Origin of the sequence: Bradyrhizobium sp. Arg816, from assembly GCF_029989365.1 — a bacterium.
Lineage (GTDB): Bacteria > Pseudomonadota > Alphaproteobacteria > Rhizobiales > Xanthobacteraceae > Bradyrhizobium.
Map to the genome: position 1 here is coordinate 290,766 of NZ_JAPRAQ010000001.1, position 22,292 is coordinate 313,057.

At 61.8% G+C, this 22,292-nt stretch carries 20 protein-coding genes and 1 pseudogene; 4 read left to right on the forward strand and 17 right to left on the reverse strand.

Translation table 11 applies throughout. From position 1 onward, the window contains the following. Positions 1-240: 240 nt before the first annotated feature. Positions 241-2,892, forward strand: a complete 2,652-nt coding sequence (locus tag OWC48_RS01380; protein ID WP_282518310.1) for a hypothetical protein — start codon at positions 241-243, stop codon at positions 2,890-2,892. Continuing rightward, positions 2,780-3,154, forward strand: coding sequence for an IclR family transcriptional regulator C-terminal domain-containing protein (locus tag OWC48_RS01385; RefSeq protein WP_282518944.1), 375 nt, complete (start codon positions 2,780-2,782; stop codon positions 3,152-3,154). The genes OWC48_RS01380 and OWC48_RS01385 overlap by 113 nt, the downstream gene beginning before the upstream one ends. Before the next feature lie 150 nt (positions 3,155-3,304). Here the strand turns inward: OWC48_RS01385 and OWC48_RS01390 are convergent, their stop codons facing one another. The 9 genes from OWC48_RS01390 to OWC48_RS01430 all read right to left on the reverse strand — a co-directional run bounded on the left by OWC48_RS01390 (position 3,305) and on the right by OWC48_RS01430 (position 12,784). Further along, positions 3,305-4,708 carry an amidase gene (locus OWC48_RS01390; protein WP_282518311.1) on the reverse strand — a complete coding sequence of 468 codons (1,404 nt, stop codon included), beginning with the start codon at positions 4,706-4,708 and terminating at the stop codon, positions 3,305-3,307. An 86-nt stretch (positions 4,709-4,794) separates the two neighbouring features. Further along, positions 4,795-5,556, reverse strand: coding sequence for an SDR family NAD(P)-dependent oxidoreductase (locus tag OWC48_RS01395; RefSeq protein WP_028158375.1), 762 nt, complete (start codon positions 5,554-5,556; stop codon positions 4,795-4,797). Between the two features lie 47 nt (positions 5,557-5,603). Further along, positions 5,604-6,329 (reverse strand): ABC transporter ATP-binding protein, encoded by a 726-nt coding sequence (locus OWC48_RS01400; protein WP_282518312.1) that lies wholly within the window; start codon positions 6,327-6,329, stop codon positions 5,604-5,606. Beyond that, positions 6,319-7,038 (reverse strand): ABC transporter ATP-binding protein, encoded by a 720-nt coding sequence (locus tag OWC48_RS01405; protein WP_282518313.1) that lies wholly within the window; start codon positions 7,036-7,038, stop codon positions 6,319-6,321. Before OWC48_RS01405 ends, OWC48_RS01400 begins: the two co-directional genes overlap by 11 nt. A 2-nt stretch (positions 7,039-7,040) precedes the next feature. Next, on the reverse strand, positions 7,041-8,114 hold the full coding sequence (locus OWC48_RS01410) for a branched-chain amino acid ABC transporter permease (RefSeq protein ID WP_282518314.1): 1,074 nt from the start codon (positions 8,112-8,114) through the stop codon (positions 7,041-7,043). Between the two features lie 12 nt (positions 8,115-8,126). Then, a complete protein-coding gene (locus OWC48_RS01415) occupies positions 8,127-8,993 on the reverse strand; it encodes an ABC transporter permease subunit (protein ID WP_135214630.1) in 867 nt (288 codons plus the stop codon). 98 nt (positions 8,994-9,091) lie between these two features. Continuing rightward, positions 9,092-10,333: an urea ABC transporter substrate-binding protein gene (locus OWC48_RS01420; protein ID WP_071912298.1), complete on the reverse strand. Its 1,242-nt coding sequence runs from the start codon at positions 10,331-10,333 to the stop codon at positions 9,092-9,094. Between the two features lie 34 nt (positions 10,334-10,367). Continuing rightward, on the reverse strand, positions 10,368-11,366 hold the full coding sequence (locus OWC48_RS01425; RefSeq protein WP_282518315.1) for an acetamidase/formamidase family protein: 999 nt from the start codon (positions 11,364-11,366) through the stop codon (positions 10,368-10,370). A 17-nt stretch (positions 11,367-11,383) separates the two neighbouring features. Continuing rightward, entirely contained in the window at positions 11,384-12,784 is a 1,401-nt protein-coding gene (locus tag OWC48_RS01430) for an amidase (protein ID WP_282518316.1), read from the reverse strand. A 413-nt stretch (positions 12,785-13,197) separates the two neighbouring features. On the opposite strand from OWC48_RS01430, the gene OWC48_RS01435 reads away from it, so the two are divergent. Both OWC48_RS01435 and OWC48_RS01440 read left to right on the forward strand, forming a co-directional pair. Then, entirely contained in the window at positions 13,198-14,373 is a 1,176-nt protein-coding gene (locus OWC48_RS01435; protein ID WP_282518317.1) for a transporter substrate-binding domain-containing protein, read from the forward strand. Then, positions 14,370-14,957 (forward strand): ANTAR domain-containing response regulator, encoded by a 588-nt coding sequence (locus tag OWC48_RS01440; RefSeq protein ID WP_282518318.1) that lies wholly within the window; start codon positions 14,370-14,372, stop codon positions 14,955-14,957. Before OWC48_RS01435 ends, OWC48_RS01440 begins: the two co-directional genes overlap by 4 nt. Before the next feature lie 38 nt (positions 14,958-14,995). On the opposite strand, the gene OWC48_RS01445 is transcribed toward OWC48_RS01440, so the two are convergent. The 8 genes and pseudogenes from OWC48_RS01445 to OWC48_RS01480 all read right to left on the reverse strand — a co-directional run bounded on the left by OWC48_RS01445 (position 14,996) and on the right by OWC48_RS01480 (position 22,119). Beyond that, the gene (locus tag OWC48_RS01445) at positions 14,996-16,012 is read right to left on the reverse strand and encodes a zinc-binding dehydrogenase (RefSeq protein ID WP_282518319.1); all 1,017 of its coding nucleotides are present in this window, start codon (positions 16,010-16,012) and stop codon (positions 14,996-14,998) included. Then, positions 16,009-16,974 carry a branched-chain amino acid ABC transporter permease gene (locus OWC48_RS01450; RefSeq protein ID WP_282518945.1) on the reverse strand — a complete coding sequence of 322 codons (966 nt, stop codon included), beginning with the start codon at positions 16,972-16,974 and terminating at the stop codon, positions 16,009-16,011. Before OWC48_RS01450 ends, OWC48_RS01445 begins: the two co-directional genes overlap by 4 nt. A 75-nt stretch (positions 16,975-17,049) precedes the next feature. Further along, a complete protein-coding gene (locus tag OWC48_RS01455) occupies positions 17,050-17,907 on the reverse strand; it encodes a branched-chain amino acid ABC transporter permease (RefSeq protein WP_282518320.1) in 858 nt (285 codons plus the stop codon). Then, a complete protein-coding gene (locus OWC48_RS01460) occupies positions 17,894-18,640 on the reverse strand; it encodes an ABC transporter ATP-binding protein (protein WP_282518321.1) in 747 nt (248 codons plus the stop codon). The genes OWC48_RS01455 and OWC48_RS01460 overlap by 14 nt, the downstream gene beginning before the upstream one ends. After that, a complete protein-coding gene (locus OWC48_RS01465) occupies positions 18,637-19,365 on the reverse strand; it encodes an ABC transporter ATP-binding protein (RefSeq protein ID WP_282518946.1) in 729 nt (242 codons plus the stop codon). Before OWC48_RS01465 ends, OWC48_RS01460 begins: the two co-directional genes overlap by 4 nt. 23 nt (positions 19,366-19,388) lie before the next feature. Continuing rightward, positions 19,389-20,684 (reverse strand): ABC transporter substrate-binding protein, encoded by a 1,296-nt coding sequence (locus OWC48_RS01470; protein ID WP_368860652.1) that lies wholly within the window; start codon positions 20,682-20,684, stop codon positions 19,389-19,391. A 103-nt stretch (positions 20,685-20,787) separates the two neighbouring features. Next, a pseudogene (locus OWC48_RS01475) lies at positions 20,788-21,573 on the reverse strand (SDR family NAD(P)-dependent oxidoreductase); the annotation flags it as partial. A gap of 30 nt (positions 21,574-21,603) precedes the next feature. Next, complete coding sequence (locus OWC48_RS01480; protein ID WP_282518324.1) at positions 21,604-22,119, reverse strand: 2,4'-dihydroxyacetophenone dioxygenase family protein; 516 nt, start codon at positions 22,117-22,119, stop codon at positions 21,604-21,606. Positions 22,120-22,292: the final 173 nt, after the last annotated feature.

The following is a 22,292-nucleotide window of genomic DNA, read 5'->3' on the forward strand; positions in this document are numbered from 1 at the left end:
GGTGCTTTTCCTGGATGTTCAGTGGTCCGCGCGAAACCCAAGCGTGCGTTCTTGATAGACATCAGCTTGCTTTCGGCTTCACGCGCGAACTTTCAGGGATCAGCACGCGGCGACCGGCAATGCGGACTGCATACAACCGACAATGCCCGGCGCTTCCCTCTCGCTGACAGAGATCGTACACTTTCGCCATTGTTTGCATCCCCCGAATGGGGGGAGGACCGACGTGGTTAGGGGGAGCCCTTGATCCAGCCGCACTCCAGCCATCCGGCTCATGGAACGGGCCCCTTGCCCGGCGGGGGGCGGCTGCCATTTCTCGCGACCAAGATCTTGCCGGCACGATTCGGTGGGCTGGTCGCGCGCCCCCGGCTCCTCACCATCTTGTCCGAGCTTCTGGCCAAGCGACTTGGCGTCATCAAGGCTCCGGCTGGCTTCGGCAAGAGCTCACTGGCGGCCACCTGGGCCGAGACGCTCGAGCAAGACGGCAATGCCGTTGCGTGGCTGACGATTGATCCGGACGACGACGAGGCCACGCGGTTTCTGTTTTACGTTTCGCAGGCCCTGCACCACGCCTGCCCGGACGTCGGCACCGGCGCGATCGGGCTGATTCTCGAGAACAATCTGATCGATCCAACGGCGATCCTGTCGAGCCTGATCAACGACCTAGCCGAGATCGAGGATGACGTTTACTTATTTCTCGAGGACTATCACTGGGTCAGCGCTTCCCGCATCCATCAGACCGTTTCGTATTTTTTGAAGCACGCGCCGTCCCACTGTCACGTGGTGCTGACGACGCGTACCGAACCTGCGCTGCCGCTCGCAACCTTGCGCGCCCAGAACCAGCTGATCGAGATCGACGCCGAGGCGCTGCGGTTCGACATGCAGGAGACAAAGGCATTTCTGGACGGTACCAAGCCCGGAGTTCTGGAAATCCTCGACATTCAACTCCTGCAGCGCAAGACCGAAGGGTGGCCCGCGGCGCTTCGAATTATCTCCTCCATGCCTTCGCAATCCGGATCCGGCCTGAAGGAGTATGTCCACAATCTCTCGGGTTCGCAGCGTCCAATCGCCGCCTACTTGACCGAGATGCTAGATGGACTTCCGGTCGAGCTGGTCGACTTCATGCTGCGAACGGCCATTCTCGATCGTCTCTCCGGTCCTCTATGCGAAGCCGTGACGGGTTTGGGCTCGAGCCGCGCAATCCTGGCATCGCTTGCCCAGCGCCAAATGCTGCTCACGCCGCTCGACAATGACGGTGTCTGGTTTCGCTATCACACGCTGCTTGCCGAATATCTGCGACAGCGGCTAGAGGCGGACCGCGGCATTGAAGTTCCCCAACTGCACGGGCGCGCGGCTCTTTGGTATGCCTCCCACGAATTGTGGACCGAGGCGGTCCAGCACGCGATTGCGGCCGGCGCTTCTGACCGTGCAATCGGCTGGATCAACAATTGCGCCATGGCTTTGATCAAGAGAGGCGATCTCTTCACCTTGCTGGAATGGCAGCGCCAGTTTCCTGACGAGCTCATGCGAGGCCAGTGCGAGGTCCGGTTGGCGATCGCCTGGGGATTAGCGCTCGCGCTTCGTTTTGACGAGGCCCTGAAGCTCGCAACCGACATCGAAGGTGATATCGCTGCAACGCCTCTGCCCGATGCGAACCTCCTGTGCGAATGCCAGGCGATCCGCTCGGTCGCCATCGCGCTGAAGGATGACAGCGAGAGCCCGCTGCCCCTGGCGCAGGATTGCGTGAACCGTTCATCCGATCCCTGGACCGCGAACGTCGCCTCGAACGTCGTTCGCTTCAGTCATATGAAGGCGGGCAACCTCAAGCAATTCCACGCGACGCCGTGGATTCCCTATTCGGTCGAGGAGGATCGCAGGAACGTATTTGCCTCGGTGTATCGGCACTGCCTGAACGGGCTCGCAGAAGAGCGGCAGATACGTCTCGCGGCGGCAGATGAGCACTATCGCGAGGGCTTTCGGATCGCCGAGCAGGATGTCGGGCCGAATTCAGTTGCCGCGGCGTTGCCTGCAAGCCTGATCGCGCGAATCAAGTACGAGCAAGGCCTGCTCGATGAAGCGGAGGCCTGGGTCATCGATCGCGTCCCGCTGATCAATTCGGGGACGATGCTCGACTGCGTGTGGAGCACTTATTTCGTGATTTCCCGGGTCGCTGCGGCGCGGATGAACTTCGAGCGGGCCCGCACCCTCTTGGAGCGAGCTGAAAATCTCGGCGTCGCGCGGGATTGGGGCAGGCTCTCGGCCGGCGTGATCGCGGAGCAGGCGCGGCTCTATTTGAACGATGGCCGGCTGGATGAAGCCGCCGCATGCGTCGATCGCCTCGAACGCCTGGCATGGAAATACCCCGCACCGAGGCCTAGCGCCTGGTCGGAGATTGGATGGTACCACAGATTGACCCGCGCTCATCTGCTGGGCCAGCAAGCGCATCCCGACGAGGCCATTTCAATCCTGCAACAATTGCAGCACGAAGCCGAAGCCATGGAGCACCGTCAGTTCCTGATCAGCATTGCGATCCGCCAGTCGGCAGTTCAGCTCGGTGCGGGCAAGGCCGTGGAAGCTGTGAGCCGCTTCCGCCGGGTGCTTGCCGCGTGTTCGGCGGCCGGCCTTTATCAGACCATCGTGGACGAGGGTCCGGTCGTTTCCGAACTTCTCCGAGTGTCCCGCGAGGGCGGACACGTCAAAGCGGATATGATCCCTTACGTCGATCGGCTCGCGGCGGGCCTGCAACGGGCACGAGCTGCGTGTCGGAAGCGTCCTGAGCCTGCTGCGGTCAGCGCTCGGGCGAAACTTTCTTGCACATCTGCCGCGCTCGCTGACGGGCGGGATGCTGGATCAGGAGCTCAAGGAGGAACGTTCGCGCGAGACTCGGGTGGATGATGCGCCAACCACCAAGGCCGAGGTGGAGGAGATGATGGACACGATCCGGCGCGACGGCATCAGCCGCTGTCGTGATGCCCTTCTGCCGAACTTCACCTCCCTATCCGCGCCGATCTTCGACCAGGCCGGGCTCATGATCGCGGCCATCACGATGATGGGACCCATCGGCATTCTCGACGATGATCTGAAAGGCCCGACAGCAACGGCGCTGATCGCGCACGCGCGAGCTCTCTCGGCGACCGCCGGCTGGCAACCCAACTGACTCCCTTGGCGCCTTTTATCAGTCCACTTCCATTGCGCTTGCTCATCAGTTCCGCTGACGAATTTTCGTTTCGACGTGCTCAGTCTCTCCCCGCTCTGAACTCGACCCTTGATTGATTTTCGGATAGGCATCCTAGAATTCCGAAGATCTTCATTCGCCGAGGGCGCGTCGCGTGTGCCAATCGGTCACTGATTGGAAAGCATATCCAGCGCGGGCAAGGACGCCCTCGGACAGATGCGGGCCGACGAGCTGCATGCTGAGCGGCAACCCGTCCGACGCGATACCGTTCGGCAGCGTGATGGTCGGGCTGCCCGAGAAGTCGAACACCGCGGTGAAGCGCAGGATGCTGAGCAGCACATTCGGATCGGCGCCGTATTCGCCCATCCTGGTCAGCGTTGGGATCGGCACGGGCATGGTGGGAATCAGGAGCAGGTCAATATCGCCAAACAGCGCCGCGAGGCTGCCGCAGAACTTCAACCGCTCATGATGGATCTGAGCGATCTCGACGCCGCTGATCGATCTGCCCTGCTCGATCAGCTGCGCCAGATCAGGACCGTATTCCGACTTCCGCGACGGATAGGTCTCGAGATGCGCCTCTGCGGTCTCGATGGAGCACATCGGAATCCACATGCTCACGAGCTTCTCGTAAGCCGGGAACTTGACCTCACGAATATCGGCGCCGAGGTCCGCAAGCGTACGCTCCGCTTCCAGCAAGGCGGCGACCACCTGCGGATCGATTCCGTTCTGGGTGTAGCTGCGGTCCACGCCAATCCGTAAGCCCCGGACGCCGTCACCGATCCCGGCCAGATAGTTCGGCACCGGCGCCTGAAGGGCGGTCGGATCATTGACATCTGCGCCCGCGATGACGCCGAGCATGGCCGCGGCATCGGCCGCGCTCCGACACATCGGCCCGACATGGTCGAGAGAGTCAGCCAGCGGGAAGACGCCGTGGCGGCTCACACGTCCCCAGGTCGGCTTGATCCCGGTCAGCCCGCACGTCGCCGACGGAAACCGGATCGAGCCGCCGGTGTCGCTGCCGATCGAGCCAAAGCAAAGTCCCGCCGAAGGCGCCACGCCCGATCCGCTTGAGGAGGAGCCGACCCAGTAGTCCGCCCCCCAGGGATTGAGCGGCGCCTGGTCGTCGGGATGATGGCTCGTATAGGCGCCCTCGGTCATTTTTAGCTTGCCGAGCGTGACGGCGCCGGCGTGTTCGAGCCGGTCCACGATCGTCGCGTTGAAGGAGGGGACGAACCCAGCGTGGATCGTGGTACCTCCAGCGGTCGGCGCGAAAGTAGTGTAGCAGAGATCCTTCAATCCGATCGGCACGCCGTGCAGCGGCCCGCGCCAGATGCCCTTGGCAAGCTCGGCGTCACAGCGCTTCGCCTGCGCCATGGCCCGCTCGGCGAGGACAAGCGCGTAGCCGTGAAACTTCTGATCGAGCTTCGCGATCCGGCCCAGCATCACCTCGGTCACTTTCGAAGGTAGAAGCTCGCCGCGGCGGAACAGCTCGGAGATTTCGATGATCGACTTGTAGTGAATTGGATCTGCTGACATCTGACAGCCCTGCTGTTATCGGAAACGGCTTCGCCCACCGGCGCCGCAGACGGCCCGGTCTCGTGATTGCGCTGCTCAATAAGCGCCTAGAACTGCACCCCGCGCGTGAGGGCACCATCGACCACGAGGTTGGTCCCGGTAATGAAGCTCGCGGCCTTGCTGGCAAGGAACACCGCACCGTTCGCCATTTCCTGCGGCGTGCCCATGCGGCCGGTCGGATTCAGCGCAAGCGCGGTCTTGTACAGCTCGGGATTGCCGTCCTTGATCTGATTCCAGACACCGCCCTCGAAATAGGTGTTGCCCGGCGACACCGAATTGGCACGGATGCCTTTGCTGGCAAGCTGGAAGGCGAGACCTTGCGTATAGTGGATGATCGCTGCCTTGAACGTGCCGTAGGGGCCGCTCGCGAAGTCAACCTCCCGCCCTGAAACGCTGGAGATGGTCACGATCGCCGCGGCCTTGCTCTTCTCGAGATACGGCATCGCCGCGTTGACGAGCCGCACGGTGCCCATCATGTCAGTGGAGAATTCCTTCTCCCAGCTCTCCTCGTCCTGTCCGATCGACAGCGCACTGACATTGGCGACCACGACGTCGATGCCGCCAAGCTTCGAGGCCATGTCCTCGACCCAGGCCTTGAGCGCCGGGCCGTTCGAGACATCGACCGAACTGCCAAAGGCAGCGACGCCCTTCGCCTTGATCGCGGCGACTGCGCTGTCGACGTCGGCCTGGTTGCGCGCGCAGATGCCGACATCCGCGCCTTCCGCCGCGAATGTGTCGGCGATCGCCCTGCCGATCCCCTTGGTGCTGCCGGTGACGAGAACCTTTGCTCCCTTGAGTCCCAGATCCATGTCCATTCCCTCCCTATTGACGACTTGAAAACATGCCATGCGGCCATTCAGAGCAGGAGCTGCTCGCGGACATTGTCCTCGTTAACCTCGCCACCCGCCAGCGACTGCGCGATCTTGCCCTTCTCCATGATGTAACAACGCTCAGCGATGGCCAGGATCGTGTCGAGGTTCTGCTCGACGAAGATGATGGTGGTCCCGAGCTCGTTCCGGAACGATCTCAGCGCCTCGCAGATGTGCTGGACGATCGAGGGCTGGATACCCTCGGACGGCTCGTCCAGGATCATCAAGGACGGATTGCCGATCAGCGCGCGGCCTATGGCGAGCTGTTGCTGCTCGCCGCCCGACATCGTGCCTGCGGCCTGCCGCCGGCGTTCCTTCAGTCGCGGAAAATACTCATAGACGAGTTCAGGCAGCTTCTTGCCGCCGGGACCGCCGATCAACTCGCCGACCTGCAGGTTTTCCTCAACGGTCATCTGTGGGAAGACATCGCGTCCCTGCGGGATGTAGCCGAAGCCCGCCCTCGCCCGCGCGTCGGCTTCGAGCTTTGTTACGTCCTGCCCCATGAAGCTGATCGTGCCACGCCAGGTTTGCAGCAAACCGATCAGGCACCGCATCAGAGTCGACTTGCCGACACCGTTACGGCCGATCACGCCGACAATCTCGCCGCGGGAGACCGACATGGTGACGCCCTGCAGAATCGGCGTCGCACCGTATCCCGCCCATAATTCCGATACGTCCAGAATCCGGTCAGTGGGATTGGGTTCAGTGAGCATGCGTCTTACCGAGATAAATTTCCGCGACTTTCGCGTCCTGCAAAATGCTTTCGAGATCGCCGCGTGCGAAAATCTTGCCGAGATGCAGAACCGTGACGCGCTGGGCGACCTGGCGCACGAAGGCCATATCATGCTCGACGACAAGAACCGTCATGCCCTCTGCATTGAACGACTTGATCAACTCGCCGGTCTTGAAGGTTTCCTCCGGCGACATGCCGGCAGTCGGCTCGTCCAGCAGCAGGAGCTGCGGCTTCAGCGCCAGCGCCATCCCGATCTCGAGCCATTGCTGCTGACCATGCGACAGCGCGCCCGCGAGCTTATCGCTGTCCGGCCCCAGGTTGAGCAGAGTCAGCAGGCGATCTTCCTCGGCGATGCGTTCCGCGCCGGACAGTCGTTCCTGGAGCGCGATCTGGATGTTCTGCCGAACCGGCAGCTCCTTGAACACGCTCGGAGCCTGCATCTTGATGCTCATGCCTCGCTGAACGCGCGCGTATGGACGTTCAGCCGTGATGTCGACGGTATCGAACAGGATGCTGCCCTGGCTCGGCGGGTAGAGACCCACGATCAGCTTGAACAATGTGCTCTTGCCGGCGCCATTGGGTCCGATCAGGCAGTGGACCTCGCCGGCGTTGACCGTGAGGTCGACGTCGGAGACTGCGGTCAATCCGCCAAAACGCTTGGATACGCCCTTGACTTCGACCAGCGCCATGATCAGGACTCTTCCGACTGCAAGCGACCAGCCTCCGCCATAACGGCGCCGTCATCGCGTGGCCGTCGCCCGCTCCACCAATCGGCAGCCAGCTTGCCGATGCCGAGCACAAAACCCTGCGGCGCCAGCATCACTGTGGCAAGAAGCAGCGCCCCCATCAGCACGAGTGCTGCCTGCTGGCTGTAGACCGTGATGGTCTGAAAGCCGAACAGCAGCAGGAACGATCCGACCAGAGTCGCGGTCAGATCGCTTCGTCCGGAGAAAGCCACCCATACGATGGGCATCGCCGCCGCAGGCAGGCCGATGCTGGACGGCGTGATGAATTGGCCCCAAGACGTGTACAGCGCACCACTCAGCCCTGCGAGGCCGCTGCCGATCACGAAGGTCAGGAGCTGGTACTTCCGGACGTCATAACCCAGCATCTCGGCGCGCTGCGGGTTCTCGCGCGTCGCCACGATGACGTTGCCGATGCCTGAATTCACGAGCATGCGCAACGCGAGATAGACGATCACGATCAGCGCGATCATGACGTAGTAGAGCGCCGATCCCTCGATATAAAAGTCGCCGACGGCGAGCGGGTCCATGCCCTTCATGCCGTTGAAGCCATTCAGCCGCGCCGGGCCGATGTGCCATTCCGGTCCCGCCGTCTGGCCGAGGAAGAAGGCAAGCACCAGCGTCGCAGACAGCGTCACGATCCCGAAGAAGATGCCGTTTATGCCACCCCAGATCATGAAATAACCGAGGATGCCCGCCGCCACCATCGCAAGGACAACGGACAGCGCAAGCGCGGCGATCGTTGCGGTGCCGCCGCCCATGTTGATCGCGAGCACGCCATAACCGTAACCGGCGATGCCGAAGAACAAGGTCTGGCCGAACGACAGCATCCCGCCATAGCCCCACATCAGGCAGAGGCCGAGCGCCATGAATATCCAGATCAGGAAATAGGCGAAATTCCCCACATCATAGGAGTCGGCGAACAGCGGATATGTCAGTGCGCCCGCGAGCACTGCAAGGAAGCAGGACCAGAAGATCTTGCCACGTCCGAGCGTCTGCGGACCTTCCAGCAGCTTGAACATCACAAATTCCCTTTAGCGCCCACGACGAACAAGAACGCTGGAAAGCCCCTCGGGCAGCACACGAATGATCAGAATGACGGCGACCAGCATGCCAATCTGTCCGATGATCTGACCGTAGCTTGCATTCAGCGCCATCCGAATGATCGCCAGGAACACCGCGGCCGGCGCCGTTCCAAGCAGCACGTTCGCTCCTCCGATTACGACCGTAACGAAACTTTCGACCACGAAGGTCGCGCCCATGGTCGGGATCAGCGTCATCGTTGGCGCGTAGAGCGCCCCGCAAAGTCCGGCAAGGCCGGTGCCGATCCCGAAGCTGATCGAATAGATTCGGCCCGTTCGCGCGCCCAGCGCCTTCGCCATCGCAGCGTTCTGCATCGTCGCCCGGGCGATCACACCAAAGCGCGTCTTCATGAAAACGATGTAGAGACCGCCCAGCACGGCCACCGCGCAACCGAACAGCACCAGACGATAGGTCGAAAACGTATAGCCGCCGATCGCGAAGCTTCCTTCGGGCGTTCCGATGCCCCGTACGGCTGAGCCGACAATGAGGAGCATCGATTGCGTCACGATGAGGCTGAGCCCCCAGGTGGCGAGCAGGGAATCCAGCGGCCGTTTGTAGAAGCGCCGCACGATCAGGAACTCGACGGCGACACCGATGAGTCCCGCCGTCAGCGCGGCCAGGATCTGGGCAATCGCCAGCGGAACGCCCAGATTCACCAGGCCGACGGTGACATAGGCGCCGCACATGATGAACTCGCCATGCGCCATGTTGATGACGCCCATCATGCCGAACACGATGGCGAGACCTGCGGCCGAGAGAATGAGGAACGCGAACACGTCGGCGAACTGATAGAATACCGAGAATACTTCAGCCGACATCTCTGTCCCTTTGTCGATCCCGGCGCCGCATCGTTGCGGCGCCGGCCTTGTCCAAGAGCGCAACTCTCAATACGAGCAAAGTCCGTGCCCGTCAGGCGTCACGATTTCTTCGGAAGATGGCTCGGCGTGTATTGGTCCTTGTCGTTCTTCTTGGTGAGATCGCAGCCGATTTCGCCAAGCCAGTACGGCTGGATCGTCCCATAGTCCTTCTCGACCTTCACCTCATGCTTCGGCCCGACCGAGATCAGGCGCATGCGGTGCGAGGTGTGCTGGCTCTTCGGATCGATGCACACCTTGCCTTCGGGAGCGTCGATGCAAGCATCGCCGGTCGCGATAACCTTGCGCATGTCGTCGAGCTTGATCGACTTCGCCTTCTCGACCAGCGCCTTGTACATGTAGAGCGCATTATAGGCATTGTAGCCCATGTCGTTGATGTAGAGCTCGTCAGGGAATTTCGCGTGCCAGCGCTTCTTGAACTCGGTAGCCTCTGGCGTGTCGATCTCCTCGAACCAATTCGCAGTCGCATGCATGTTGTTGAGCGCCGGCGGCTTGAACCGTTTGTGCTCGAAGCCGAGCATGACCTTGATCGACGATCCCATCGGCAGGTTGAGGTTGGCCGCAGCCGCCTGCTCGAAGAATGAATCCTGGGCAGCGCCGACGTTGATCGTGAGCAACCAGTCCGGCTTCGCCTTCTGGATATTCTGGATGGTCTGCGCGAACTGCGACACGCCGAGCGGAATGAACTCCTCGCCGACGACCTCGCCGCCGAGATCCTTCATGATCTTGCGGTTCCACTCGGCCGAAATCTGACCGAAATTGTAATCGGCGGCGATGACATAGACCTTCTTGCCGAATTTCTCGACCATCCATGGAATCAGCGTCGAGAATTGCTGCTCCGGCACCGCGCCCATGCTGATCATGCTGGCGTCGCAGACGCCGCCTTCATACTGGTTGGTGTAGAAGTACGGCGTCGAGGTGCGATCGACGATCGGACGCAGCGCCTCGCGAGAAGCCGAGGTGATGCCGCCGATCAGCACGTCGACCTTGTCGCGGTTGAGCAGTCGACGGCCGAACTCCTGATAGCGCGCGTTATCGCCCTGCGGATCAAGGTGAATCAGCTCGATCTGTCGCCCCAGGATGCCGCCGCTCTTGTTGATCTCCTCGACGGCGAGCTGCGAGCCGTGCAGCTTCGGCATGCCCATGAAGGCGAGGTCGCCTGACACGTCCTCGAGCAGGCCCACCTTCAATGGCGGTTCCGCCGCCCGAGCAACACTCACCCCCGCCGCTGTACCGAGCATAGCGCCGAGCAAGACCATTCCGAGCTTACGTCCCGAATTCATCGTGATATCCCCTGTTTCTGAAAGCGGCTGGATGTCATGGCTTGAGGTAATTCTTCAGGATCGATGCGCCCATCGTGTATTTTGGGTCGACCATGTTGCCGAGGCGCATGCGGCCGGCCTGGCTGAGCAGCATGTAGGCGTCGATCTCGTCGAAGCCGTAATCGGCCGCCATCCACCGCACGAGTTCGCGATAGGCGATACGGGCCGCGTCTTCGAGCGGGCGGGCGCTGCCGATCGTCATGATGAAGTCCTTTGTCTCGAGCCGCGGCCAGGCGAAGCTCCAGTTCTTGATCAGGTCGACCTGCAGCGTGACGGTCGCGCGCTGCTCCAGCGCCACGCCGGAGAGTTCGCCGTCGCCTTGCGTCGCGTGACAGTCGCCGACGTAGAGCATCCCGCCGTCGGTATGCACCGGGAAATAGATGATCGAGCCGGGGGCGACGTCGGGCAGATCCATGTTGCCGCCGTGGTAGTCCGGCTGCAGCGAGGAGATCGCCTCGATCTCCGGCGAGACGCCGATGGTACCGATGAACGGCTCGTAGGGCAGCGTCAGCTTGTCGTTCCAGCGCACGCCGTTCCTGTCGACATGCAGCTTCTTCACGCGTTCCGGCAACGGCGGATTGAGCAGCGCCGTCGAGCCTGTCCCGACCAGTCCGCCGAACTCCGGAATGATGCAGGTCGTGCCGGCAGGCTGTTCGCCCCGTGTCTCGACGTCGCGGATGTAGATCGCCAGGCAATCGCCCTTCTTGGCGCCCTTCACCGCGATCGGCCCGCATTGCGGATTGAGATAGGGGAAGTTCAATTTGGCGGTGGGGCTATCGGTCTCCTTGGTGAGCACGCCGCCAAAGGCGTCTTCCGTCTCGACGACGACCACTCCGCCCGGGTCGATCGACAGGGTCGGCTTGGCATAGGGACCGTAGACGTAGTGGAAGCCGCCCTGCTGCTCGATCGTCAGGCTGTGCGTCGCGCCGGTCGCGCCTTTGGCGACCGCACGCTTGGCCATGATGGAATTTTTCAACCAGTCTTCAACGGACATGCGATTGGCTCCTCAACTCAAATCCCGGGATGACGCTTGTGCCAGTCGGTAACGCGCTGGAACGCATCGCCCGCGCGAACGAGGCGGGCCTCGTCAAAATGACGGCCGACGAACTGGAAGCCAACCGGACCGCCATTCGCGGCGAAGCCGCCGGGTAGCGTCACGGTCGGGCTTCCCGTCATGTCGAACGGGCATGTGAAGCGAAGCAAGCCTCCGATCAGCGAGGCGTCCTCGCCGAGGGACGCCATCTTGGCGAGCGTGGGCGCGGCGAATGCCTGGGCCGGCACTGCGAGGAGATCGACCGACTCGAACAGCATACGCACTGCGCCGCGAAACGCCTCGCGGCGAAGCACGATCTTCTGATAGTCCATGCCGGACTGCTGCCGGCCGAGATCCAGCAGGCCCGCGAGTGCCGGGCCGTACTCGTCCTTGCGCGCGGGATAAGTGTCCTCATGCGCGACGGCGACCTCGATGCCGCAGAGCGGGAACCAGTCGTCGATGACCGCCTTGGGGTCGGGGAAGTTGATCTCCTTGATCTTCGCGCCGAGATCGGCCGCTACACGCAGCCCCTCAGTCAACACCTTGGCCGCGTCGTCGTCGGTGCCTTCGCTGGTCCAGCGCCGGTCGACACCGATCGTTACTCCGCGAAGGTCGCCGGACAAACTGGCGAGATAGTCAGGCACGGGCAGCGGAACCGACGTCGTGTCCTTGGGGTCCTGACCCGCGATCACGCCGAGGATGGCGCCGCAATCGACCGCGCTCCGCGCCATCGGGCCGATGTGATCCAGCGTCGCCGCAAGCTCGAATGCGCCGTAGCGGCTGACGCGTCCCCACGTCGGCTTGAGCCCGGTGACGCCGTTAGCCGCGGACGGAAAGCGGATCGATCCGCCCGTATCGGTGCCGAGCGAGCCGAAGCAGAGGCCTGCCGCGGTCGCGACGCCGGAACCGCTCGATGATGCGCCGGGCCAGAGATCCGCGTTCCACGGGTTCTTCGGCGGGTCGATCTTCGGGTGATGATCGGCGTAGGCGCCCTCGGTTTGCTGCAGCTTGCCGAGGATGATGGCGCCGGCATCCTTCAACCGCGCGACGACGGTCGCATCTTCGGCTGGGCGGAAATCGCGATGAATCGTCATGCCGTGCGCCGCTGGTGCGCCCTTGGCCCAGCAGAGGTCCTTGACCGCCACTGGAACGCCATGCAGCGGTCCCTTGACCTTGCTCGATGCGATTTCCTTCTCGGCCACGACCGCTTGTGCCAGGGCCGAGTCCGCCATCAGATAGGCGTAGCTCTTGAGTTTTACGTCGAGCTGTTCGATCCGCCCGAGCATCGCCTTGGTAACTTCGACCGGCGACAGCTTTTTGGCTTGAATCTGCTGTCCGACCTCGACGAGCCCGAGATAATGAAGATCTGTCATCGCCATCGTCTCCCCACGTTTTGGCCGACGCAAGCGCAGGCATGGCAATCGTCGCGCGCGCCACCGGCTTGGCGACGCGGATGCATCGCCAATTTTCTTAGCGGCAAAACGAAAAAAGCCACCCGTCCCTCGCGAATGAGGTGACGAATGGCTCAAATGCCGCGTCTATGATCTATCGCATCGGATCCGGAATCGAACGATGCACTTGTGCAGAGACCAGGACGTCATCGGCCAGATCAACGCACGCAGGGTTCGAGTGGAAGCCCGTAGTACAAAATTCTAAGGATGTGCGTAGCACCTTGTCAACGAGGCCAGTTGCACAAATTTCGCAATGTGCATGCGCAGCAAATCAGCATCCCCTCTTGCACCAACATCAGTCATGATGGTTTCCTGACGCCTCGCGTCGCCGAAAGCCATAGATGACAAAGCCGTCCGTTCCCGTTGGTATCATCTGTTCGCAGTCCGGGCCTTATCAGGCCATGGGCCGCGAGATCCTCAAGAGCGCCATGATGGCGGTCGACGAGATCAACAACCAAGCCGAGTTCGACTTCTCGATCGCCGCTCATATCCGCGATCCTCGCGGCATCATCTCCGAATACCACACGGTCTGCGACGATCTCATCCGCAATGTCGGCGTCGAGCACATCATCGGCTGCTATACCTCGGCATCGCGCAAGCAGGTCTTACCGATCGTGGAGCGTACCGATCGCCTGCTTTGGTATCCCGCGCGCTACGAGGGCTTCGAGTGCTCCGACAACGTCATCTATGTCGGAGCATCGCCCAATCACAACGTCTTGCCGCTCGTCCGTTACGCGCTCGACAATCTATCGCGCGAGATTTTCTGCGTCGGCTCCAACTACGTCTGGACATGGGAGACCAATCGCGTCACCCGCGAATTGGTGAGCGCGTCAGAAGGCCACATCCTGGCCGAACGGCTGCTCGAACTCGGCGAAAGCGCCGTCGGGCATATCGTCGACGAGATCATCCGCCGCAAGCCGCCGATCGTGTTCAACACGTTGGTCGGAAGCTCGAGTTACGACTTCATCCGCGCCTTCCGCGCCGCCGCCGAAGCTGCGAACCTCGACATTCCGATGTTGAGCTGCAGCTTGTGCGAACCGGAACTCGCGATCGTCGGACCGGCCTCGGCGGGCTGCATTACATCATCGGCCTATTTCGAAAGCATACAACTGTCTGAGAACCGTTCATTCGTCGCACGTTGGAAAGCGCGCTATGGCGACGACAGCAGCCCCTCGGTCGACGGGCAGTCCGCCTATGTCGCCGTCTATCTGCTGGCCCGCGCGCTGCAGCGGGCCGGCACGACTGATATCGGCGAGGTCAGGCGCGCCGCGGCCGGTTATCGCTACAATTCGCCGCAAGGACCGGTCTGGATCGACGGCAGCAACAATCATTGCGTCCTTACGCCGCGGCTGGCAGTCTCCAATGCGCGGGGACAGTTTGACATTTTCTGGGAAGCCGACGCGCCCGTTAAGCCTGATCCTTACCTGACGCAGCTCGACGTCGCCGCCAGCCCCTTCAGGGAGACCTCAAGGGGCGGCACATCGCCGAATGCGCCGCATTTGCGGGTGGTGAAATGAGCAAGCTGTCTTCATTCTCGCTGCGCGGACGCAAAGCACTCGTCGCCATCAAGGACGAACGTGACGCATCGATCGTGCGACGCCAGTTCGAACGTCTCGGGATCGACAGCACTGCATGGGCGCCCGGCCAGGCAATTGACTTCGCGCCCGACGTGACATTGATCGACGATGAACTGCTTCCACTGGAAGCCCCGATGCAACGCCGGTTCGTGGGACGCTGTCCAATTATTGCCCTGCTCGGCACGGAGACGCCGAGCCGCTTGAAGCTGGTCTTCGACCTCGATCCGGCGTCGTTCCTGGTCAAGCCGCTGCGCTCGGCCGGCATCTATGCGGCAGTCGTCATGGCATTCGAGCGAAGCGAACGCACCAACGACTTGAAGCAGCAGATCCTCAAGCTGGAGCAGCGTCTGCGATCCCGCCGCATCGTGCTTGCCGCCGTTCTTCAGGTGATGCACTCGCACGCGCTCGCCGAGCCCGCCGCTTTCGCGTTGATCCGCAGAGCCGCCATGGAACAACGCAAGACGATCGAAGAGCTATCGGCGGAGATCGCGGCAAAAGGCATTCCCCCACGCGCAACCGGCTAGCTCACTTCCTTACGAGCGTGAGGGCCGGTGGACTAGACCTAGCATTTGTCGAATGGGGCGACGAGCACCTTGCATTGGGTCGTCCGCCTCCTAAGGGATTCGAATGTGTCGGGCAAAGCGTCCAAACTTACGATATCGGATACTAGATTCTGCGGTCTGTAGCGCCCGCCATCGAGCGTCTCGATCGCTTGTGCGAATTCATGCATGTCGAAGAATACCGACATGATGACCTGCACTTCCTTGGAGACAGCGCGAAAGCTGTCCATCCGATCCGGCATCGTACACAGGCCCAGCACCAGGACGCGGCCACGCGGGCGCACGAGGCCGATGCAGTGATCGATGAGACCAGGTTTGCCGACGCATTCGAAAACGATGTCTGGCGCTCCGCTGCACGCTTCAGCTATGTGCGCGTCCATGTCTTCGCCAGAGACGAGATAGCCGGTCGCGCCGATCGACATGGCCCGTTCGCGCTGATGGTCGCTCAGGTCGACAACTACGACTTGGCGCGCGCCGAGCCGTCGCGCCCAGAATGCAACCGCAAGGCCGATCGGCCCGGCGCCCAGGATTAGGACCCTTTCGCCGGTCTTCAAGGCCGATCGAATGACGCCGTGTAACGCCACGGCGAGGGGTTCAGCCAGGGCGCTATCCGCCGAGGAAATACCCCACGGCAATTTGCGGCACTGGATGGCGTCGAGCGCCGCATATTCGGCATAGCCACCGCCGATCAACTGCATGCCATTCTCACACCATGCGGGCTCGCCTGCCACGCAGGAGGGGCAGCCACCGCAGCCCTTTAGCGGCGCAGCGGAGACATGGTCGCCGACCTTCAGGCTCGTCACGCCGGCGCCGATCTCCAGCACCTCGCCCGCAAACTCGTGGCCGATAATCGCTCCAGCCCTCAACCCGAATGTGGGATCTTCCGTCATGTGCAGATCGCTGCCGCAGATGCCGCAGCGACAGACCTTCAACAGAATCTGGCCGTGACCCGGCCTCGGGTCGGCAACGGAGCCGATCCGCAATGGCTTGCCGAGTTGCTCGAAAATGGCGGCCTTCATGATGGTTTACGCTCCCCTGCGGCCGGGAGGGCCAGCCTTCGTCCGACCGGAAACCAAGGCGCATCGAAGCGGCTCGCGACGAGACCCCAAATACCACCGCGGGCGTAGATCGCCATGAACAGGGTCAGGCAGCCGAGCACGACCATGTAGCTCGCGCCGTACTGGCTGAAAAAGCGGTCCGGGAAAAAATAAATCAATCCGCCGATGATCGCACCCTCGATGGAGCCGATACCGCCAATCATCACGATGAAGATGCTTATCGAGGCCCATTTGGGGTCGTAGCCCGACGCCGGCGTGATGCGCAGCTGCGCCATGTAGTAAATGGCCCCGGCAAATCCTGTACCGACTGCGGCGGCGACGAACACGAAAAAGCGGAGCCGGGAAACATTCACACCCTGGCTGCCGGCAGAGACAGGATTGTCCCGCATGGCGGTCAAGGCGAGACCATGGCGCGAGCGCAACAGCCAGTAAGAGCCGCCGACGGTGACGAGCAGAAGGATCCCGCTCAGCATGGTCATGGCGATTTCTCGTTCGTGCAGCCGGTATTGCGCCATCACGCGAAGCGTAAGGCCCGCACCCGCGTTCACGTAGTCGAGGTTCGTCGTCAAGAGCCGGACGGCTTCGGCCACCACCCACGTGCCGATGGCGAAATAGGGTCCGTCGAGACGGTAAAGGAGCAGATAGGTCGGCACCGACAGGAGCGCCGGAACGATCAAGGCCAAGGGAACCGCAAGGAACGGATTGACGCCGAATTTCTGGCAGAGGATGAACAGCGCATATCCCGCGGCTCCAATGAAGGCTTGCTGGCCCACCGACACGAGCCCCGCATAGCCGGCAAGCAGATTCCACATCTGCGCGATCGCGATGTAGCAACTGAGTTCGACCGCCCAGCGAATCCATCCGCTATCCGCCCACCACGGCATCGCGACGAGCGCCGTCAGGACGATGACGGACAAGGACATCGCGATGCGGCTCGATAGAGTGTGGCGTTGCACATCCACGACCGGAGGGATTGTCATCTCGTTTATCACCACACCTTACCCCCGCTTCATCACGCCCTCGGGCCTGATTGCCAGAGCTGCGAGGAAAACGAGATGCCCAAACAGGATTCCCCAACCGGGGTCGATGCGAAATCCGATCGCCTGCGCGACGCCCAGCACCATCGATCCCACAAAGGCACCCCAGAGCGAACCCATGCCGCCGATGATGACAGCCTCGAAGGCGTAGATCAGTTGTGCCGGACCATCGGCAGGGGATACCGTGGCGCGGAGCGACTGGAAGACCGCGGCGATACCGAGGATAGCTACTGCAATTGCAGTGGACACGGCGTAGATGGACTTGGGATCGACGCCAGTTACGGCCGCAGCTTCGGTATCCGCGGCGGCTGCCCGCAATCCGCGGCCGAAACGCGTTGCACGGACAATGAAATCGAGACCGGCCGTCAGGGCAATCGCCGTGACCAGTACGATGACGGGAAGCACCCCGACGTAAACCCCGCCAACGTCGATCGATGCGCTTTCCAGGCCGCCGCCACGCAGCGACCTCGTATCCGCCGACCAGATCTGGAGCATCAGATTCTGAACCGCGATGGACAGACCGAATGTGGCGATCAGGGAGGGCAGCGGATCCTCGCCGACCGCCTTGTTGAGGATGCCGCGCTGCAACGTCCAGCCCAGGAGCGCGGCGAGCGGCACCAGGACGGCAATGAGCGACATCGTTCCCAACGAGAACGCGGTAGCAAGCGAGATTCCCGTTAACGCCAGCAGGATCATCAGATCGCCGTGTGCAATATTGACGATGCGCATGACGCCGAACATCAGCGCCATTCCCAGCGCGTATTGTGCGTACATGCCGCCGAGCAGGACCCCCTGAACAAGTGCATCAAGCCATTGCATGGATGGCTCCGAAATAAGCCTCGGCAATCGTGTCCCGGCCAATGCTGTCCGAAGCGCCGGTCAGAGTAATGCGTCCTTCCAGCATGCAATACAGGCGTTCGGAGGCGCGCTTTGCCAGCGAGACGTCCTGTTCGACCAGGACGAGCGCGGTCCCGGCCTGACGGATCAGCGGCAGAGCGTCGTAGATTTCATGAACGACCTTTGGCGCCAGTCCCAGCGAGATCTCGTCGCATAGCAGTACCCTCGGCTGCGTCAGCAGGGCGCGGCCGATCGCGACCATCTGCTGCTGGCCGCCCGACAGGTTGTGAACGAGCTGATCGCGACGCTCGCCCAGGATCGGGAACAGCGCGTATATGCGCGCGATCGTCCAGATCGAGCCGGCGTCGTCGTCTCGCTCCGGCTTGCGGCCATAGTCGACGGCAACGCGCAGATTGTCCTCGACGCTCATGCCGGCGAATAGCCGGCGGCCCTCCGGGACCATGCCAATGCCGTTTCGGACCATAGTATGCGGCTTGCTGCCGCCGACGGGCTTCCCCCTGAACCGCACCATCTCGGGTAACACCGGAAGCAGCCCGAGGATCGAGCGCAGCAGAGTCGACTTCCCCGCGCCGTTGGCGCCGATCAAAGCAACGACTTCGCCCGCATACACTTCGAAATCGACGCCGAACAACGCCTGGAAATCGCCGTATCCCGCGCTGAGCGCGTGGGTCGAGAGCACCGGTTCTGCTTTCATGCTTCGATCCCCATATAGATCCGCCGCACATCCGGATCGGTGATCACCGCCTGCGGATGGCCGTCTGCGATCTTCTGGCCGAAATTGAGGACGATGATGCGGTCGGCCACCGCCAGCAAGGCGTGCAGCACGTGCTCGATCCACAGAACGGTGATACCCCGGTCGCGGATCCTGCGGATGAGATCAACCAGCTCCCCGGATTCCTGATCCGTCAGGCCGCCGGCGATTTCGTCGAGCAGCAACAGCTTTGGGTCTCCGGCCAAAGCGCGCGCCAGTTCAAGCCGCTTGCGATCGAGCAGCGTCAGCGATCCCGCGCGGCGGTTGGCCTTGTCGGCGAGGCCGCACTCGCGGAGGATAGCCGCGCAACTGCGGTGCGCGGCATCTTCGTCGAGTTTCGCGCCGAACATGGCCGTGACGAGCAAATTCTCGAAAGTCGTCATGCCACCATAGGGTTTCGGGATCTGATAGGTGCGCCCGATGCCTCTCCGGCAACGGATGTAAGGCGGCTCGTTCGTCAGTCTCTCGCCAGAGAGGCAGACCTCCCCCGTGTTTGTCGCCAGGTCGCCACTGATGAGATTGAATAGCGTGGTCTTCCCGGCGCCGTTCGGGCCGAGAATGCCAAGCACCTCGCCTTCGCGGACATCGAACGAGATGTCCTGAATGACGCGCAGGGCTCCGAAGGCCTTTCCGAGACCCTGCACTGACAGCAGTGGATTACCCGTCATCGAGGAAGTCTGCTCGCCCAAGCTCATGACCAGCGAATGAGCTGCATTTTCGCTTCGGGCTCGATGATCGGCGACACCGTGGTGTCCACGATTTTCAGGTCGTACGGAAACTTCTGTCCCTTCACCCATTGCCCGCCGAAGATGGCCGTCTTGCAGATATTCGGATGCGGGCCGTTGGCAAAGGAGATCTTGCCCACAAGCGTGTCCAGATTCGTTGCCTTCAACGCATCCCGGTTGGCCGTGCGGTCCAGCGGATCGGCCGACCGCTTGAGCGCGTCGAGGACGACCTCCCAAAGCGCGTGGGAATAGCCCAGCGGCTGAGTCCATTGCTTGCCCGTTTCCTTCCCCCAAGCATTGGCGATGTCGCGACTAAGCTCGCCCGTCAGCGACGACTTGAACGGGAAAGACGGCGTCCACCATACCTCGGTGCTCATGCCATCGCCGAGCTCGCCCATTGCTTCGATCCCCGACGGGAAGAGAAGGGCCGCGGCGACTGTCACCACCTTCGGCCGGTAGTTCTGCTGCTTGCACTGGGTGATGAAGGTCTTCAGATCGGGGACGTAGGAAATGCCCCCGACGAGATCGCATTCGTTCTTCTTGAAGTCTGAGATCTGTGCCGAGAAATCGTTGGTTAGCGGCTGGAACATGGATGGCGACGTGGCCGCAAAGCCGGCCTTCTTGACCGCCGGCGGCAGCCCATAGTCGTTGTTGCCCCACGTCTCGCCATCCGCGTTGCGCGGAAAGAGCAGGCCTATCTTCTTGTTGGTTTCGACCGATTTCCAGAGAGCGACGTAGGTCGCAAGCACGTCCTCGAGGCCCCAGAACATGTGATAAGTCCAATCGAATGCCTTGCCGGCGCCGCCTCGCGGCATCACGAAGGCCTGCCAGGGCGAGCTTGAGGACATCGACGGCACGCCATACAGCTCGCATTGGTCGGCGGTCGGATTGTTGATATCCGTCGTCGAGGCCGGAACCATGAAATGGACCTTCTGGTTGAGGATCAGGTCTCCTGCGAGCTCGGCAGCCTTGTTGGGGTTGGATTGCGCGTGGCGTGCGAGGATCTCGACCTGATAGGTCTTTCCGCCGACTTGCAGGCCCTTGGCGAGCAGAGCCTTGATCTTGGCAAGCGAGAAGTTGTCGGTTTCACCGAATAGGCCGAGTGGGCCGGTCATCGGACTGACAAAGCCGATCTTGATGGTGTTCGCCTGTGCATTTGCGACCCATGGCATGGCAACGGTTGCCGCGGCGGCGCCCGCGCCCTTCAGGACGGTACGCCGGGTGAATGGCAAGTTGGAATTCAAGGAACGAACTTTGGTCACGTGTCTCCTCCATATTGATGTTTGAATTCACCCGGTCGCTTCTTCGTCGTATCCGGGTTGACATGACGGCCTCTTTCATCGGTCGCAACAATACGCCGCCATCGATCACGATCTCCGATCCGGTCATGTAGGACGACGCGGGAGAAGCCAGCAGCAGCGCGACGCCCTTGATATCGGACGTCTCGGCCACCCGGCCGAGCACCGACCAATCGGTGAATGCCTTCCTGTCTTCGGGATTGGCCATGCGTCCGCCCGCGATATTGGTGATGAAGGGACCAGGTGCGATGGTGTTGACCAGGATGTTGTAACGTCCAAGCTCCATCGCAGCCTGGCGGGCAAGGTGGCTGACGCCGGCCTTGGCGGGCATGTAGGGTGTCCCCACAATCGGCTCGTTGTAGCTGGCCGCGATCGAGGAAGTCGCGATGATGCGCCCGCCGCCAGTTTGCTTCATCTCGCGTGCGGCGAGCTTGATCGTGTTGAAGACGCTCGTGAGGTTGGTCGCGATCACCTTGTCCCAGTGATGGTCATCGAGGTTGTCGATTTGGCCCTCGGCGTTGCGTTGACCGAGTGGATCGAGGAAGCCCGGGCCGGCATCGATTCCGGCATTCGCAAAGACCACATCAAGTCGCCCGTGGCGGCTCACGACCTCGGCGAATGCAGCGCTCATCGCCGCACGATCCGTCACGTCAACCGTGAGACCCCAGGCGTCACCGCCTGCCGCCTTCAGTTCCGACACCGTCTTGTCGAGTCCCTTCCGGTCGAGATCAAGCAGACACACGCGGGCGCCGTTCTCCGACATGACTTCGGCATAGGCTCGTCCGATGCCGGACGCGGCACCGGTGACGATCACGGACTTTCCGCGCACGTCGAACATTTTCTGCAAGGACATCACGTCTTTCCTCAATTGCGCAACGAAACTTCAGATGAACATGTCTTTGTTGATGGTAATTCCGTTGGCCTCGCAGTGGCGCGTATAGTGATCGATGAACCAGAAGACGTCGGCGGTGAAATCGTATTTGCCGTTGTCGTCGAAGAACTCGACGGCTCCACTGAGCCAGAACAGCGCCTTCATGCCGTTGGGGTCGTCGGAATACAGCGTGTGCGCCGTGCCCGGAAGCTCGTAGACGAAATCGCCAGGCCGGGCGATCCAGTCATACTCGTAGTAGCCCCAGGAGCCTTCGAGTGTGACGGCGGAGACGAGGCCGCGATGCTTGTGCGTGCCGATCCGGCCGCCACCCTTGACCCACAGAATGTTGGCTGCCGCATTGTTGCGTACGTCGAAGCACAGATGCTTGATCGCTGCGACGTCCCCAAAAGGGACCCAGGGCGACGACTTGTCGTCGCCAGCAATGTAGGCGCCTTCCTTCGCATAGCGCTTGATCGCTTCCGCCTGCGGCTCGTCTGGCAGTTTCACGATCTTGGTTGCGTCCCGCATCCCGACTTCCTCCCAAAGGAACCATTTCGATCGAGGAAATCATCCCGATCGGAGGGCGGTCAAAGAGGAAATCACTTCCGCATCGCAACAAACCTCCGGAGGCCTGTTCAACCCATTGAAAGAAATAAGATTATCGAATGATTTGATGGCGCAAAAAACTGCCCGCGTCGTTG